The sequence below is a fragment of the Catellatospora vulcania genome (assembly GCF_009720385.1).
Taxonomy (GTDB): domain Bacteria; phylum Actinomycetota; class Actinomycetes; order Mycobacteriales; family Micromonosporaceae; genus Catellatospora; species Catellatospora vulcania.
Genome location: NZ_ML769306.1, coordinates 269,498 through 283,015, shown reverse-complemented (window position 1 = coordinate 283,015; position 13,518 = coordinate 269,498). Strand labels below are relative to the sequence as shown.

Below are 13,518 nucleotides of genomic sequence, written 5' to 3'. Positions count from 1 at the left end.
CGATGCGGGCACGGGAGGCGGACGCGGACGGCTTCGTCGAACACCTCGGCGTGCGGATCCACTACGAGGTGTACGGCGACGGCGAGGTGACCGTCCTGCTCATGCCGACCTGGACCGTCATCGACAAGCGGTTCTGGAAGGCGCAAATCCCCTACCTGGCCCGGCACCACCGCGTCGTGGTCTACGACGGCCCCGGCAACGGCCGCTCCGACCGCCCGCTCGACCCGGCCGCCTACGCGCAGGACGCCCAGGTCGCGTACGCGCTGAAGGTCCTCGACGCGACCGGGACCGCCCGCGCGGTCCCGGTCGCCCTGTCCATGGCCGCCAACTGGGCACTCGGGCTCGCCGCCGACCACCCCGACCGGGTCCGCGGGACCGTCCTGATCGGGCCCACGGTGCCCGTCGCCTCACCACCGGACACGCCGCGGGCGGCCTACAACCGCGTCGACGGCCCGTCGCCCGTCCTCGAACCGTCGCGCGTGCCGGTCCTCGGCAGCGACCCGCCTGAGCAGTGGTTGAAATACAACCGCGAGTACTGGATCGAGAACTACGACGACTTCCTCTGGTTCTTCATGGGCCAGTGCTTCAGCGAACCCCACTCCACCAAGCAGATCGAGGACGGCGTCGGCTGGGGCCGCGGGACCACGGGAGAGGTGCTCATCGCCAAGAGCCACGCCCCTTGGCCCGACAACCGCGACCTCACCGACTGGTGCGCACGCACCACCAGCCCGGTCCTGCTGATCCACGGCGACGACGACCACATCAGCTCCATCCACCGCAGCCGGGTCCTCGCCGAACTGACCGGCGGCGACCTGGTGACCCTCGAAGGCGCCGGACACATCCCGCTCGCCCGCGACCCGGTCAAGGTGAACCTGCTCATCCACGACTTCGCCCAGCGCTTCCGCACCCCCGCCTCGCAGCGGCGGACCTGGTCGCGTTTCGGGCACCGGCGCAAGCGCGTGCTCTACCTCAGCTCGCCGATCGGCCTGGGCCACGCCCGCCGCGACGTCGCCATCGCCGCGGAACTACGGCGGCGCCATCCCGACGTGCAGATCGACTGGCTGGCCCAGGACCCGGTGACCCAGGTCCTCGAACAGGCCGGCGAGCGGCTGCACCCGGCGAGCCGGTGGCTGGCCAACGAGTCCGCGCACATCGAGGCCGAGGCCGGCGAACACGACCTGCACTGCTTCGAGGCGCTGCGGCGCATGGACGAGGTGCTGCTCGCGAACTTCATGGTGTTCCACGACGTCGTCCACGACACCGACTACGACCTCGTGGTCGGCGACGAGGCCTGGGACGTCGACCACTTCCTGCACGAGAACCCCGAACTGAAACGGTTCGCGTACGCCTGGTTCACCGACTTCGTCGGGTTCCTGCCGATGCCCGACGGCGGGCCGCGCGAGGCGCTGGTCACGGCCGACTACAACGCCGAGATGATCGAACACATCGCACGGTATCCACGGATCAGGGACCGGGCGATCTTCGTCGGCAGCCCTGACGACGTGGTGGACGAGCGGTTCGGCCCCGATCTGCCGATGATCCGGGAGTGGACGCGCGAGCACTACGAGTTCGCCGGATACGTCACCGGGTTCGACCCCGCCGCCGTCGCCGACCGGGACGCGCTGCGTGCCGAGCTCGGCTACCGGCCGGACGAGCGGGTCTGCGTGGTGACCGTCGGCGGGTCCGGGGTCGGCCACCACCTGCTGCGCCGGGTCGTGGAGTCCTACGGCGAGGCAGCCCGGCTGGTGCCGGGGCTGCGGATGCTCGTCGTCACCGGTCCGCGTATCGACCCGGCCATGGTCGAGCCGGTGGCGGGCCTGGACGTACGCGCGTTCGTGCCTGATCTGCACCGGCATCTGGCCGCGAGCGACCTGGCGGTCGTGCAGGGCGGTCTGACCACGTGCATGGAGCTGACCGCGGCGCGCCGCCCCTTCATCTACATCCCGCTGCGCCACCACTTCGAGCAGAACTTCCACGTGGCGCACCGGCTGGAGCGATACGGAGCAGGCCGTCGCCTCGACTACGCCGACCTGACGCCGGAGGTGCTGGCCAAGGCCATCGCCGAGGAGATCGGGCGGGAGGTCGCCTACCGGCCGGTGGAGCGCGATGGCGCCGCACACGCGGCACGGATGCTGGCAGAGCTGCTCTGACGGCGGACGGGGGGCCTCAATCCAGAGGTCCCTCGCCTGGGCCGTCGGGATCGTCCACCACGTGCATCGCGGCTTCTTCGGCGCTGGCGCCGCCGCCGTCGATGCCGACGTCCCAGGCCACCGAGTCGGGCTGGTCGTCCTCGCCGAAGCCCTGGTCGTCGGCGACCAGGCGGCCGGCGCGCGGCTCCCGCTCGTAGCCCCGCCGGATCAGCTCGTCCTCGTCCACGTAGGTGGGCTCGGCGTACGGGTCGATGTCCGGCTCCTCCTCGGCGAGATGCTGTTCGAGGGACTCGCCGGCGAGTGCCTCGGCCGGGGTCGTGCCGAAGCGGTTGGCCCCGGACCAGCGGTCGGCAGGTGCCACGCCCGTGTCGAGAGGATCGGTGACGGGATCACCGTCGAGCGTGTCGGAGGCGTCGAGCACGCCGTCGTCCTCGACCTCGTCCCATTCGCCGACGCCGTCGATCCTGTCGCTCTGCGCGCCGTCCTGGCTCATGACACCTCCCCGGCCCGACCCGGTGTCGCCGGTAAATGCCAGCATATCGCGGAGGATGCCCGTTTCGGGGTCGTCGCGTGCTTCGCGTACGCCCCTGAACTGCTGCGAATCTGTGAGAACTTCGTGAATCAGGCCATAGTCTGCTTAACGTGTTCTCATGGTTGGAACGCCGAGCACCCCGCTTCGAGACCGTGCCGCATGGCAGGCGCTGGAGTCGCACCATGCCGAGCTGGCCGGGCGGCATCTGCGTGAACTGTTCGCCGCCGACCCCGGCCGCGGTGAGCGGCTGACCGCGCAGGCGGGCGGGATCTACCTCGACTACTCGAAGAACCTGATCACCGACGAGACGCTCCGCCTGCTGGTGCGCCTCGCCGAGGAGTCAGGCCTGGCCGAGCACCGCGACGCGATGTTCCGGGGCGAGCCCATCAACGTCTCGGAACACCGCGCGGTCCTGCACGTCGCCCTGCGTATGCCCAAGGGAAGCTCGCTGGTGGTCGACGGCGTCGACGTCGTCGCGCAGGTCCACGAGGTGCTCGACCGGATGGCCGACTTCGCGCGGCGCGTGCGCTCCGGCGAGTGGAAGGGCCACACCGGCAAACGCATCAGGAACGTCGTCAACGTCGGCATCGGCGGCTCGGACCTGGGGCCGGTCATGGCGTACGAGGCGCTGCGCCATTACACCGATCGTGACCTGACGTTCCGCTTCGTGTCCAACGTCGACGCCACCGACTTCGTCGAGGCGACCCGTGACCTGTCCGCCGACGAGACGCTGTTCATCATCTCCTCCAAGACCTTCGGCACGCTGGAGACCCTGACCAACGCCCACTCCGCCCGCGACTGGCTCGTCTCCCGGCTGGGCGCCGAGGACGCGATCGCGAAGCACTTCGTGGCGGTCTCCACCAACGCCGAGAAGGTCGCGCAGTTCGGCATCGACACCGCGAACATGTTCGGCTTCTGGGACTGGGTCGGCGGGCGCTACTCGATGGACTCCGCGATCGGGCTGTCCACGATGCTCGCGATCGGCCCGGAGCAGTTCGGCGACCTGCTCGCCGGCTTCCACGAGATGGACGAGCACTTCCGCGCCGCGCCGCTGCCGGAGAACCTGCCGGCGCTGATGGGCCTGCTGGCCGTCTGGTACGCGAACTTCTTCGGCGCGCAGACCGTCGGCGTCATGCCCTACGAGCAGTACCTGAAGCGGTTCCCCGCCTACCTGCAGCAGCTGACGATGGAGTCCAACGGCAAGCACGTGACCCTGGCCGGAGACCCTGTCGACTACGACACCGGGGCGGTCTACTGGGGCGAGCCGGGCACCAACGGCCAGCACAGCTTCTACCAGCTGATCCACCAGGGCACCCGGCTGATCCCGGTCGACCTGATCGGCTTCGGCAAGAGCCTGAACCCGCTCGGCGACCACCACGACATCCTGTCGTCCAACGTGTTCGCGCAGGCCCAGGCCCTGGCGTTCGGCAAGACCGAGGACGAGGTACGGGCCGAGGGCACCGCTGCCGATGTCGTGCCGCACCGGGTGATGCAGGGCAACCGCCCCACCAACGTCCTGCTCGCCGAGAAGCTGACCCCGCACCTGCTCGGCTGCCTGATCGCCCTGTACGAGCACAGCGTCTTCACGCAGGGCGCGGTCTGGGGCGTGGACTCCTTCGACCAGTGGGGTGTGGAACTCGGCAAGCAGCTCGCCGCCCAGATCGTTCCCGAACTCACCGCCGGCGCGGAGCCGGACCTGAACCACGACTCGTCGACGAACGCCCTCATCCGACACTACCGCCGCCTCAAGGGATAGGAGCAGGCGATGGCTACGGCCAAACCCATGCAGCTGGGCATGATCGGTCTCGGACGGATGGGCGCCAACCTCGTCCGCCGCCTCATGCGCGACGGGCACCACTGCGTCGTGTATGACGTCAACGCCGCCGCCATCGCCGAGCTGGAGGCCGAGGGAGCGGTCGGCGCGACCTCGCTCGCCGATCTCGTGGCGAAGCTGGACAAGCCGCGGTCGGTATGGCTCATGCTGCCCGCGGCCATCGTGCAGTCGACGCTCGACGAACTCGCCGGGCTGCTCGCACCGCATGACGTGGTGATCGACGGCGGCAACTCCTACTACCGCGACGACATCGACCGGGCCCGGCAGCTCGCCGCGAAGAAGATCGACTATGTGGACTGCGGGACCTCTGGCGGGGTTTGGGGACTCGAACGCGGATACTGCCTCATGATCGGCGGTGAGCAGAAGGTCGTCGACCGGCTGGACCCGATCTTCAAGACCATCGCGCCCGGCGTCGGCGACGTCGAGCCCACCCCCGGCCGCACCCGCAAGGGCGGGACCGCGCCGGAAGGCTACCTGCGCTGCGGGCCCAACGGCGCGGGGCACTTCGTCAAGATGGTCCACAACGGCGTGGAGTACGCCATGATGGCCGGCATCGCCGAGGGTCTGAGCATCATCAAGGGGGCCGACGTCGGCAAGCTCGACCACATCGTGGATGCCGAGACCGCTCCGCTGCGCGACCCCGAGGCCTACCAGTACGAGATCGACGTCGCGGAGGTCGCCGAGGTGTGGCGGCGCGGGTCGGTCGTCGGATCGTGGCTGGTCGACCTGGTCGCGTCCGCGCTGGCCCGCTCCCCGCAACTCGACGACTTCGCCGGGCACGTCTCCGATTCCGGCGAGGGCAGGTGGACCGTCATCGCCGCGATCGACGAGAGCGTGCCGGCTCCCGTCATCACCGCGTCGCTGTACGAGCGGTTCGAATCCCGGGGGCTCGGCGAGTTCACCGGCAAGGTTCTCTCGGCGATGCGCAGCGAGTTCGGCGGCCACGCGGAGAAGAAGGCCAGGAAGAAGCCGGGAGGTCACCAGTAGGTCCGGGGTCGGCGTGAGGGCGGCGCGGCGGCTGACACGATGTGGTGGTGACCGGCCCGCGTCGACGGCCGGGCGAGCGTTGCCGCCCGGCCGTGTCCGCTGCCGCTCAGCCGACGCGCGGCGGTGCGACCGGCTCCCGGCTCTCGGCCCGCAGGGCGGCGGCCAACGCGCGGCCCAGGTCGGTCGCGGCGGTCCCCAGGGCTGCGCTGTATACGAACCGGTCGGGACGCAGCAGCGCGGCACCCGCGCGGTGCCGGGCGAACCAGGCCGTCAGGTGTCCGTCGACATCTGCCACCTCGTGGTAGTCGCCGTCCGCGAGCGCCGGGGCCGTCCCGGCGGGGCAGAGCCGGACGAACCGCACCGGCAGGCCGCGCCAGTGCGGATCGGCGGCGAACGCCGCGTTCACCTGCGGCCCGATCAGCGCGAACCCGCCGCCCAGGACGTCGTCCAGCGGCACCGGGCTCGTCGCGCCGGGCACGGCGACCCGCGGCTGGGGGAACATGGTGCCCGCCGGGCGGCCGCCGACGTGCCAGCCGTGGCGGTGCACCGGCAGCGGCTTGAACTCGAAGTGCCGCACGAAGCGGCGCACCCGCGGCACCAGCTGCACGCCGCGCAGCAGCACGTCCCGTAGCTTCGCACCGGTGCGGTTGCGCGCGAGGAACACCCGCCCGACCCGCACCGTGATCGCGGCCATCTCCTCGGTGTGCGGGCGGCGCTCCTGTTCGTAGGTGTCGAGCAGGCCGGGCGCGGCCAGCCCGGACAGCACGAGGTCCAGCTTCCAGACCAGGTTGGCGGCGTCGCGCAGGCCGCTGCACAGCCCCTGGCCCATGAACGGCGGCATCTGGTGCGCGGCGTCGCCCAGCAGGAACACCCGCCCGGCCCGCCACCGGTCGGCGACCAGGTGGTTGAACGTGTACACGGCGGCCCGGCGGACCTGGAACCGGTCCGGGTCCACATACGGCGCGACCAGCTCCGCCACCGCCGCGGGCTGCTCCAACTGCGCGGCCGTCTCCCCGCCGCGGAGCATGAACTCCAGCCGGTAGCCGCCGTCCGCGGCCGGGGACACGAACGCCGGCCGCCGCCAGTCGCACACGAACCGGGTCCGGTCCAGCCGCACCGCCTCCGGCGGCAGCTCACCGGAGACGGCCAGCCACGGCTCCGCGTACGTGGACCCGCGCAGCTCGATGCCCGCCAGCGTGCGGGTCGTGCTGCGCGCCCCGTCGCAGCCCAGCACGTACCGGGCGCGCACCTGCCGGGTCAGGCCGGTGTCGAGGTCGCGGATCCGCGCGGTCACGCCGTCGTCGCCGGTGTGCAGGGCCTCCAGTGCGACGCCCAGGCGCAGCGACACGTGCGGGAACCGGTCCAGGCCGGTGCGCAGCGCGTGTTCCAACCGGGGCTGGTCGAAGAACTGCAGCGGCGGATGCCCGAGCCCGAAGTCGACCTCGGACAGCGCGATCTCGGCGAACGGCCGGCCGTTGCCATCGGTGTAGTCCACCAGCGGCGCGGTGCGCATGCCGTCGTGTACCTCGGCCAGCAGGCCCGCCTGCTGGTAGATGCGCAGTGCTTCGTCGTCGCAGGAGAAGGCGCGGGGCTGGCCGTGCGGCTCGCGGCTGCGCTCCACGACGAGCGTGCGGACACCACGCCGGCCGAGCAGGTTCGCGGTGAGCGCGCCGACCGGCCCGCATCCGACGATCAGCACGTCGACGTCGGTGGGGCTCGCGGGGGAGGACACGGTGACTCCTTCACAGGTGGGGGATCGGTGCCCGTCCAGCCGACCATCCCCGCGTGGAGGCGGCGTGGAGCCCGCGTGGAGGCCCGGCTACCCCTGCTCGACGGACGCGGCGACCCGTGCGGCGAGCAGCCGGGCGCCCTGCTCCGCGGCGACGGCGGCGGCCGCGCGCAGCCCTTCGGGTTCACCCGTCGCGACCGCGCGCACCCGCAGCAGTTCGGCGAGCAGCACCCGCTCGCCGGTGCGCTCCGCCAGGGCGAGGCCCTCGGCGGCCAGCTCGGCGGCGCCGTCACGGTCGCCGACGGCCAGGTGGGCGTTGGCCATCGCGCTGAGGGTGACCGTACGCGTGGCGCGCAGCCCCAGCCGGTAGAGCGACTCGTACGCCGCGCGCATCCGCGGCCGCTGGGCGGCGTCGCCGCCGTACACCGCCGCCCACGCTGCGAAGACCTCGGCCGTGGTGACGAAGTGCGGCATGCCGTGGGCCAGGCCCAGCTCACGGAAGCGCAGTGCGGCGGCGTGCCCGGCCGGCGCGTCGAGCTCCTGCAGTTGCAGCCAGGCCGCGTACAGCCGCGCGTTGGCCCGGCCGTAGGCGTCGTCGAGCCGCTCCGCCAGCGCCGCCGCCGCGACGAGGTCTGCCTCGGCGGCGACCCGCTCGCCCCGCAGCGACCGCACCAGCGCCCGGAAGTTGTACGCGGCCAGCGCCGGCCGCCGCGCCACCTCCCGGCTCAGCACCCGCGCGTCCATGCCGGACAGCAGCTCCGCCGACGTGGTCAGGTGCTGCTCCGCCTCGGCCAGCCTGCCTTGGAAGTAGCAGGCCGCGCCGAGCAGGTAGGAGCCCGCCGCGCGGGTCAGCACGGCGCCGTCGGCGTCGGCGGCCAGCGGCTCGGCCAGCTCCAGGCAGATCGCGTACTCGGCCCGGTTGGCGGCCAGCTCGCCGAGCACCCAGCGCGCCGAGGCCAGGTCCGTGCCCGCCGGGACGAGACCGAGCAGCTCACGTGCGCGTACGCAGGCCCGGTCCACGGCGTCGCTGCCGATGCCGACGGTGACCTGCAGCAGCGCCGCCCGTCGCAGGTGCACGGCCAGTTCCTCGGCGGCCGTCTCGGCGCCGGCGGCCAGCCGGTCGGCGGCCAGGTCGAGATGGGCCAGCGCGTCCTCATAGGCCAGCCGCCGGGTGGCGTCGTCGGCGGCGCGCAGCAGCCAGTGCAGGTGGTCGGCGTCGTGGCCCAGCCCGGCGCAGCGGCCGTAGTGGTAGGCGATCTCGGCGGGCGCGGCCCCGCCCAGCCGCTCGTGCGCGCCGGCGAGCCGCGCGTGCAGCAGCGCCCGGCGCGGCGGGCTCAACGTCGCGTAGCCGACCTCGGCGAACAGCGGGTGCGCGAACCCGGCCCGGCCGGGCCCGTCCTCGGCGACCAGCCGGGCCGCGTACGCCGGCAGCAGTTCCTCGGCCACCGTCGCGGCGGGCCGCCCGAGCACGTCGGCCAGCACCCGCAGCTCCAGACCGTGACCGGCGGCGGCGAGCACCTCCAGGCTCTGCCGCGTCACCGCCGGCAGCGCGTCCAGCCGCAGGCACAGCGTGTCCCGGATGGTCGGCGGGAGCTCGCCCGCACCGTCGTGGCGCAGCAGCTCCGTGACGAAGAACGGGTTGCCGCCGGTGCGTCCGAGCAGCGCCGCGACCGCGCCGGGGGCCGGCTCCGCGCCGGTCTCCCGGCGGACCAGTGTCGTGATCGCGGCCTCGTTCAGGCCGGTCAGGTCCAGGCGGGTGAAGCCCGGCGTGCGGGCCAGCTCCGCGGTGGTGGCGACCAGCCCGGGATCGTGCTGGTACGGCCGCGTGGTGGCCAGCACCAGCGCCCGTGTCGAGGCCAGGGCCCCGGCCAGGTAGCGCAGCAGCAGGAGCGAATCGGGATCGGCGGCGTGCAGGTCGTCGAGCACCACCAGCAGGCCGTGCTCGCGTGCCGAGGCGGCGATGAGCCGCACGACGGCTTCGTACAGCCGGAACCGTGCGGCGGGGTCGTTGCCCTGGGTGTCGTCGGGGGCGTGCGCGCCCAGCGCGGCCAGGGCGGTGTCGTCCGCGCCCGGCGCATCGGCCAGCCGGCCCACGACCTGGATCCAGATCCAGAACGGCGGGGCCTGGCCCACCGCGGGGCAGCGCGCCCGCACGACCGGCATACCGCCCTGCGCGGCCGCCGCCGCGGCGCGGGCGACCAGCGTGGTCTTGCCGATCCCGGCTTCGCCGGCCACCAGCGCGACCCGGCCCGCGCCACCCGCCGCCCCGGCGACGGCGGCGGCGATGGTGTCCAGTTCGGACGTGCGTCCGGGCAGTGGGTGCGCGGCTGGTTCGGCAGCGGACGGTGGGATCACCTCGCTGTGCCTGTCCAGTGCCGGGTCCTGCGCCAGGATCGCCCGGTGCATGGCACGCAGGCGCTCGCCGGGGTCGATCCCGAAGTCGGCGGACAGCAGCCGGTGCGTCTCGGTGAACACGGCCAGCGCGTCGGTCTGGCGGCCGCAGCGGTACAGGGCGAGCATCAGCAGCGCCGTCGCGTCCTCCCGCAGCGGGTGGGCAGCCGTGAACGCCTGCAACTCGGCCAGCACGCGCAGGTGCCCGCCGGCGTCGACAGCCGCCGCGAGGCGCCCCTGCTCGGCCTGTACCCGTAGCCCGCGCAGGCGAGCCAGTTCGGGTTGCGCGGCGGACAGGTCCGCGATGTCGGGCAGCGGGTCGCCCCGCCAGAGCCGTAGCGCCGCCGTGTGGTCGCGTTCGGCGGCGGCCGCGTCGCCCGCGCCGTACGCGGTGGCGGCCCGCCCGGTCAGCGCTGCGAAACGGACCAGGTCCAGGGCGTCGGGGTCCACGTCGAGCAGGTATCCGCCGTCCCGGCTGTGCAGGGTCGCGGATGCCGCGCCTGCCGCACGATCCGGTTCGAGGGCGCGGCGCAGGCCCGCGACGTGGGTGCGCAGGGTGGTCTCGGCGCTGGGCGGCGGCGTGCCGTCCCACAGCGCGTCGGTCAGCCAGTCGACCGTGGCGAACCGGTCCGGGCGGATCAGCAGCAGGCAGAGCAGCGCCCGCTGCTTCGGGCTGCCGACGGTGAGCGGCCGGCCGGCCCGCCGGACCTCCAGCCGCCCCAGGACGCCCACGCTCAGCTCCGGCACGGAGACGATCTGAGTCATGAGGCTGTGGTGTCCACGGCGTCATCCTAATGAGTGTGCCGAGCGAGACGGTCCGCGTGTGCGCCGGCCCGACCATCGAAAGGGCCTACCAGGCCAGGCCGCCTGACGGGAGATGGAACCCCGCAGTCGACACGGTGGTGTCGACGATGCCGTTTCCGAAGTAGCCGACCAGCGCCTGCACCTGCTGGTAGTAGCCACGGGTCCGCAGGTCAGCGCTCTTATCCGGCCGTCAGGGCGCATGTGGAGACCGGACGCCGTGCGTCAAGGTGACCGGCGGCAGGTACTCGCCGACCAGCGTGCGGTGCCACCACGCGCCGGTGGTGCGCCGCTCAGCGGACGTGGTGAACCGGTAGCGGTAGAGCAGCGCCCGCACATACGTCGGCGGCTTGTCGGGGAACGGGTTCGTTCGGAGCAGCCGCAGCACCGTCCGGTCGTCGGTGAGCAGGCGGCCGAGCAGGGCCGGCACCCACGGGTGGGCGTACGGCGGGGACATGGCGGCGAACCACATCAGCCAGTCAAGGCGCAGGTGGTACGGCGCGACCTGCCGTGGCAGCCGCCGGGGATCGCCGGGTTTGCCCTTGAAGCCGTACTCCCGCCAGAGTGTCTGCGGCCCGGGGTCGGTCTCGTCGGTGCCCTCGATGACGATCTCGTGGCGGACCTTGGTGACCCGGCCGAACGCGCCATAGGTGTTGACCAGGCGCAACGGATCGAAGCCGGCGTTCATCAGCTGGCGTTTCGACAACAGGTTGCGGGCCGGCCGGTAGCTGAGCGCGAGCACCAGCGCCGCGGCGGCGAGCACGAGCACCTGGTGCCAGCCGGGTCCGGTCGTGGCGGTGCCGCTGCCCAGCAGCGGGGAGAGATCCAGCACCGAGGCTGCCAGGACGATCGCGATCCAGTTCAGCCAGGAGAAGTTGCCCGACGCGACCAGCCACAGCTGGGTGACGATGATGAGCCCGGCGGCCACGCTCGCGACCGGCTGCGGCAGGAACAGCCCGAACGGCACGATGAGCTGCGTGACGTGGTTGGCGGCGACCTCGGCGCGGTGCAGCGGGCGGGGCAGGTGGTGGAACCACCAGCTCAGCGGTCCAGGCATGGGCTGGGTCTCGTGGTGGTAGTTCAGGCAGGTCAGGTCGCGCCAGCACTTGTCACCGCGCAGTTTGATCAGCCCGGCCCCGAATTCGACCCGGAACAGCAGCCAGCGCAGCAGCCACAGCATCACGACCGGCGGGCCGACCCGGGCGTTGCCGAGGAAGATCGCCAGGAAGCCCGCCTCCAGCAGCAGACTCTCCCAGCCGAAGGCGTACCACACCTGGCCCACGTTGACGATCGACAGGTACAGCAGCCACAGCAGCAGCCACATCACCGTCGCGGTCCACAGTGGCGCCAGGTCGCCCAGGCCGATGAGCAGCGCGCCGGACACCGCCACGCCGGTCCAGGCGACCGCGGTGAGCAGCCGGTCCGAGTAGCGCAGGTGGAACAGGCTCGGCGCGCGCCGCCAGGGGGTGTGGGCGAGGAACCGCGGCACGGGAGTGAGGCCGTGCTCGCCGAGCAGGGCCCGGAACTGGTTGGCGGCGACCAGGAACGCGAGCAGGTATACGGCGGCCAGGCCGCGCTGGAACAGCAGCCGGCTCCACCAGTATTCGGGCGCGGTGAGCCAGTCCATGTCAGCTCTCCAGGTGTACGCCGAAGACCCGTCGCAGCGCGACCCGGGCGGCGTGGAAGCCGCACATGCCGTGCACGCCGGGGCCGGGCGGCGTGGACGACGAGCACAGGAACACCGCCGGGTCCGGGGTGGCGTAGGGGACAGGCGTGAAGTCCGGCCGGAACAGCAGCCGCAGGCCTTCGCAGCTGCCGCCGGCGATGTCGCCGCCGACGTAGTTGGGGTTGCGGCGCTGCAGCTCGGCGGGCCCGGCGACAGCCCGGGCGAGCACCAGGTCGCGGAACCCGGGTGCGAACCGCTCGAGTTGCGCCTCGACGACCGGCGTGAGGTCGCCGGTCCAGCCGTTGGGCACGTGGGCGTACACCCAGAACACGTGCTTGCCGGCCGGGGCGCGGGAGGGGTCCCAGAGGCTGGGCTGGGACGTGATCAGGAACGGCGGGTCCGGTGCGTTGCCGTGGTGCACGGCCTGCAGCGCCGCGCCGATGTCGGTGTCGTACGGGCCGAGGTGCACGGTGCCGGCCTGCCGGCAGGCGGGCGAGGTCCACGGCACCGGACCCGCCAACGCATAGTCGATCTTGAACACGGCGGGGCCGGGTCGCGTCCGGCGCAGCCGGTCGCGGTAGCGCTCCGGCAGCCGGGCGCCGGCGATCCCGGCGAGGTGCTGCGGCACGACGTCCAGCAGGTATGCCCGCGCCCGCGGCAACTCGTCGAGGCTTGTCACCAGGTGCCCGGTGTGCACCTGCCCGCCCAGCTCTCGAAGATGGGCCGCCAGGGCGTCGGAGATGGACTGCGACCCGCCACGCGCCAGCGGCCACCCGACGAAGTGCGCGGCCAGGGCGAACGTCAACGCCACGCCGCCCGTGCCGGGCGAGCCCAGCGGCGAGGTGGTGTGCGCCGCGAGCCCGGCGAACAGCGCCCGCGCGCGCGGACCGCGGAACCAGCGCATCAGGACCGCGGCGGGCAGCGCGGCCGGTATCCCGAACCGGGCGAGCAGCAGCGGATGGCGGGGCGGTGCGGCCAGCGCCGGACGCAGCACGTCCGGCGCTAGCTCGTCCCAGCGGCCCACGAACGGGCGCACCAGCCGCCGGTACTGCTCGGCGTCGGCCTGCAGCGAGGCGGCGGTCTGCGCGACGGAACGGGCCAGCGTCGCCGCCGTGCCGTCCGGGAACGGATGCGCCAGCGCCACCTCCGGGTGCAGCCATTGCAGGCCGTGCCGGTCCAGGGGCCAGGACCGCAGCACCGGCGAGCCCGCGCCCAGCGGGTGCACGGCCGAGCACGGGTCGTGCCAGAAGCCCGGCAGCGTCAGCTGCTCGGTGCGCGCCCCGCCGCCCACGGTGCCGGCGGCCTCGTGGACGCTCACCCGCAGACCGGCCCTCGCGAGGGTCACCGCCGCGGCGAGCCCGTTGGGTCCCGCGCCCACCACCACCGCGTCGACGCCGTCTACACCGCCACCAGCCATCGCACCAGCCG

Annotated in this window: 8 protein-coding genes; 3 read left to right on the top strand and 5 right to left on the bottom strand. The window is 73.0% G+C overall.

The features are described from left to right. The first annotated feature begins 2 nt into the window (after positions 1-2). A complete protein-coding gene (locus tag F6W97_RS14575; protein WP_155370841.1) occupies positions 3-2,150 on the top strand; it encodes an alpha/beta hydrolase in 2,148 nt (715 codons plus the stop codon). A gap of 16 nt (positions 2,151-2,166) precedes the next feature. Here the strand turns inward: F6W97_RS14575 and F6W97_RS14570 are convergent, their stop codons facing one another. Further along, on the bottom strand, positions 2,167-2,643 hold the full coding sequence (locus F6W97_RS14570; protein WP_155370840.1) for a DUF5709 domain-containing protein: 477 nt from the start codon (positions 2,641-2,643) through the stop codon (positions 2,167-2,169). 157 nt (positions 2,644-2,800) lie between these two features. Between F6W97_RS14570 and pgi the strand changes: the two genes are divergently transcribed. Together pgi and gnd are read left to right on the top strand one after the other, a co-directional pair. Then, on the top strand, positions 2,801-4,438 hold the full coding sequence (pgi, locus tag F6W97_RS14565) for a glucose-6-phosphate isomerase (RefSeq protein WP_155370839.1): 1,638 nt from the start codon (positions 2,801-2,803) through the stop codon (positions 4,436-4,438). Positions 4,439-4,447: 9 nt separating this feature from the next. Continuing rightward, entirely contained in the window at positions 4,448-5,503 is a 1,056-nt protein-coding gene (gene gnd, locus F6W97_RS14560; RefSeq protein WP_155370838.1) for a phosphogluconate dehydrogenase (NAD(+)-dependent, decarboxylating), read from the top strand. A 106-nt stretch (positions 5,504-5,609) separates the two neighbouring features. Here gnd and mhpA read toward each other — a convergent pair whose 3' ends face one another. The 4 genes from mhpA to F6W97_RS14540 all read right to left on the bottom strand — a co-directional run bounded on the left by mhpA (position 5,610) and on the right by F6W97_RS14540 (position 13,507). Next, positions 5,610-7,235: a bifunctional 3-(3-hydroxy-phenyl)propionate/3-hydroxycinnamic acid hydroxylase MhpA gene (gene mhpA, locus F6W97_RS14555; RefSeq protein ID WP_155370837.1), complete on the bottom strand. Its 1,626-nt coding sequence runs from the start codon at positions 7,233-7,235 to the stop codon at positions 5,610-5,612. An 87-nt stretch (positions 7,236-7,322) separates the two neighbouring features. Continuing rightward, on the bottom strand, positions 7,323-10,388 hold the full coding sequence (locus F6W97_RS14550; protein WP_230686676.1) for an AfsR/SARP family transcriptional regulator: 3,066 nt from the start codon (positions 10,386-10,388) through the stop codon (positions 7,323-7,325). 229 nt (positions 10,389-10,617) lie between these two features. Further along, positions 10,618-12,051 carry a lipase maturation factor family protein gene (locus F6W97_RS14545; protein WP_155370836.1) on the bottom strand — a complete coding sequence of 478 codons (1,434 nt, stop codon included), beginning with the start codon at positions 12,049-12,051 and terminating at the stop codon, positions 10,618-10,620. A 1-nt stretch (position 12,052) separates the two neighbouring features. Next, positions 12,053-13,507, bottom strand: a complete 1,455-nt coding sequence (locus F6W97_RS14540) for a phytoene desaturase family protein (protein ID WP_155370835.1) — start codon at positions 13,505-13,507, stop codon at positions 12,053-12,055. Positions 13,508-13,518 lie beyond the last annotated feature (11 nt).

What these genes read in the sequence shown, in the direction of transcription:
- F6W97_RS14575 (WP_155370841.1), top strand. Translation starts at nt 3, where the DNA reads ATGCGGGCACGGGAGGCGGACGCGGACGGCTTCGTCGAACACCTCGGC.
- F6W97_RS14570 (WP_155370840.1), bottom strand. Translation starts at nt 2,643, where the DNA reads ATGAGCCAGGACGGCGCGCAGAGCGACAGGATCGACGGCGTCGGCGAA.
- pgi (WP_155370839.1), top strand. Translation starts at nt 2,801, where the DNA reads ATGGTTGGAACGCCGAGCACCCCGCTTCGAGACCGTGCCGCATGGCAG.
- gnd (WP_155370838.1), top strand. Translation starts at nt 4,448, where the DNA reads ATGGCTACGGCCAAACCCATGCAGCTGGGCATGATCGGTCTCGGACGG.
- F6W97_RS14550 (WP_230686676.1), bottom strand. Translation starts at nt 10,388, where the DNA reads ATGACTCAGATCGTCTCCGTGCCGGAGCTGAGCGTGGGCGTCCTGGGG.
- F6W97_RS14545 (WP_155370836.1), bottom strand. Translation starts at nt 12,051, where the DNA reads ATGGACTGGCTCACCGCGCCCGAATACTGGTGGAGCCGGCTGCTGTTC.
- F6W97_RS14540 (WP_155370835.1), bottom strand. Translation starts at nt 13,507, where the DNA reads ATGGCTGGTGGCGGTGTAGACGGCGTCGACGCGGTGGTGGTGGGCGCG.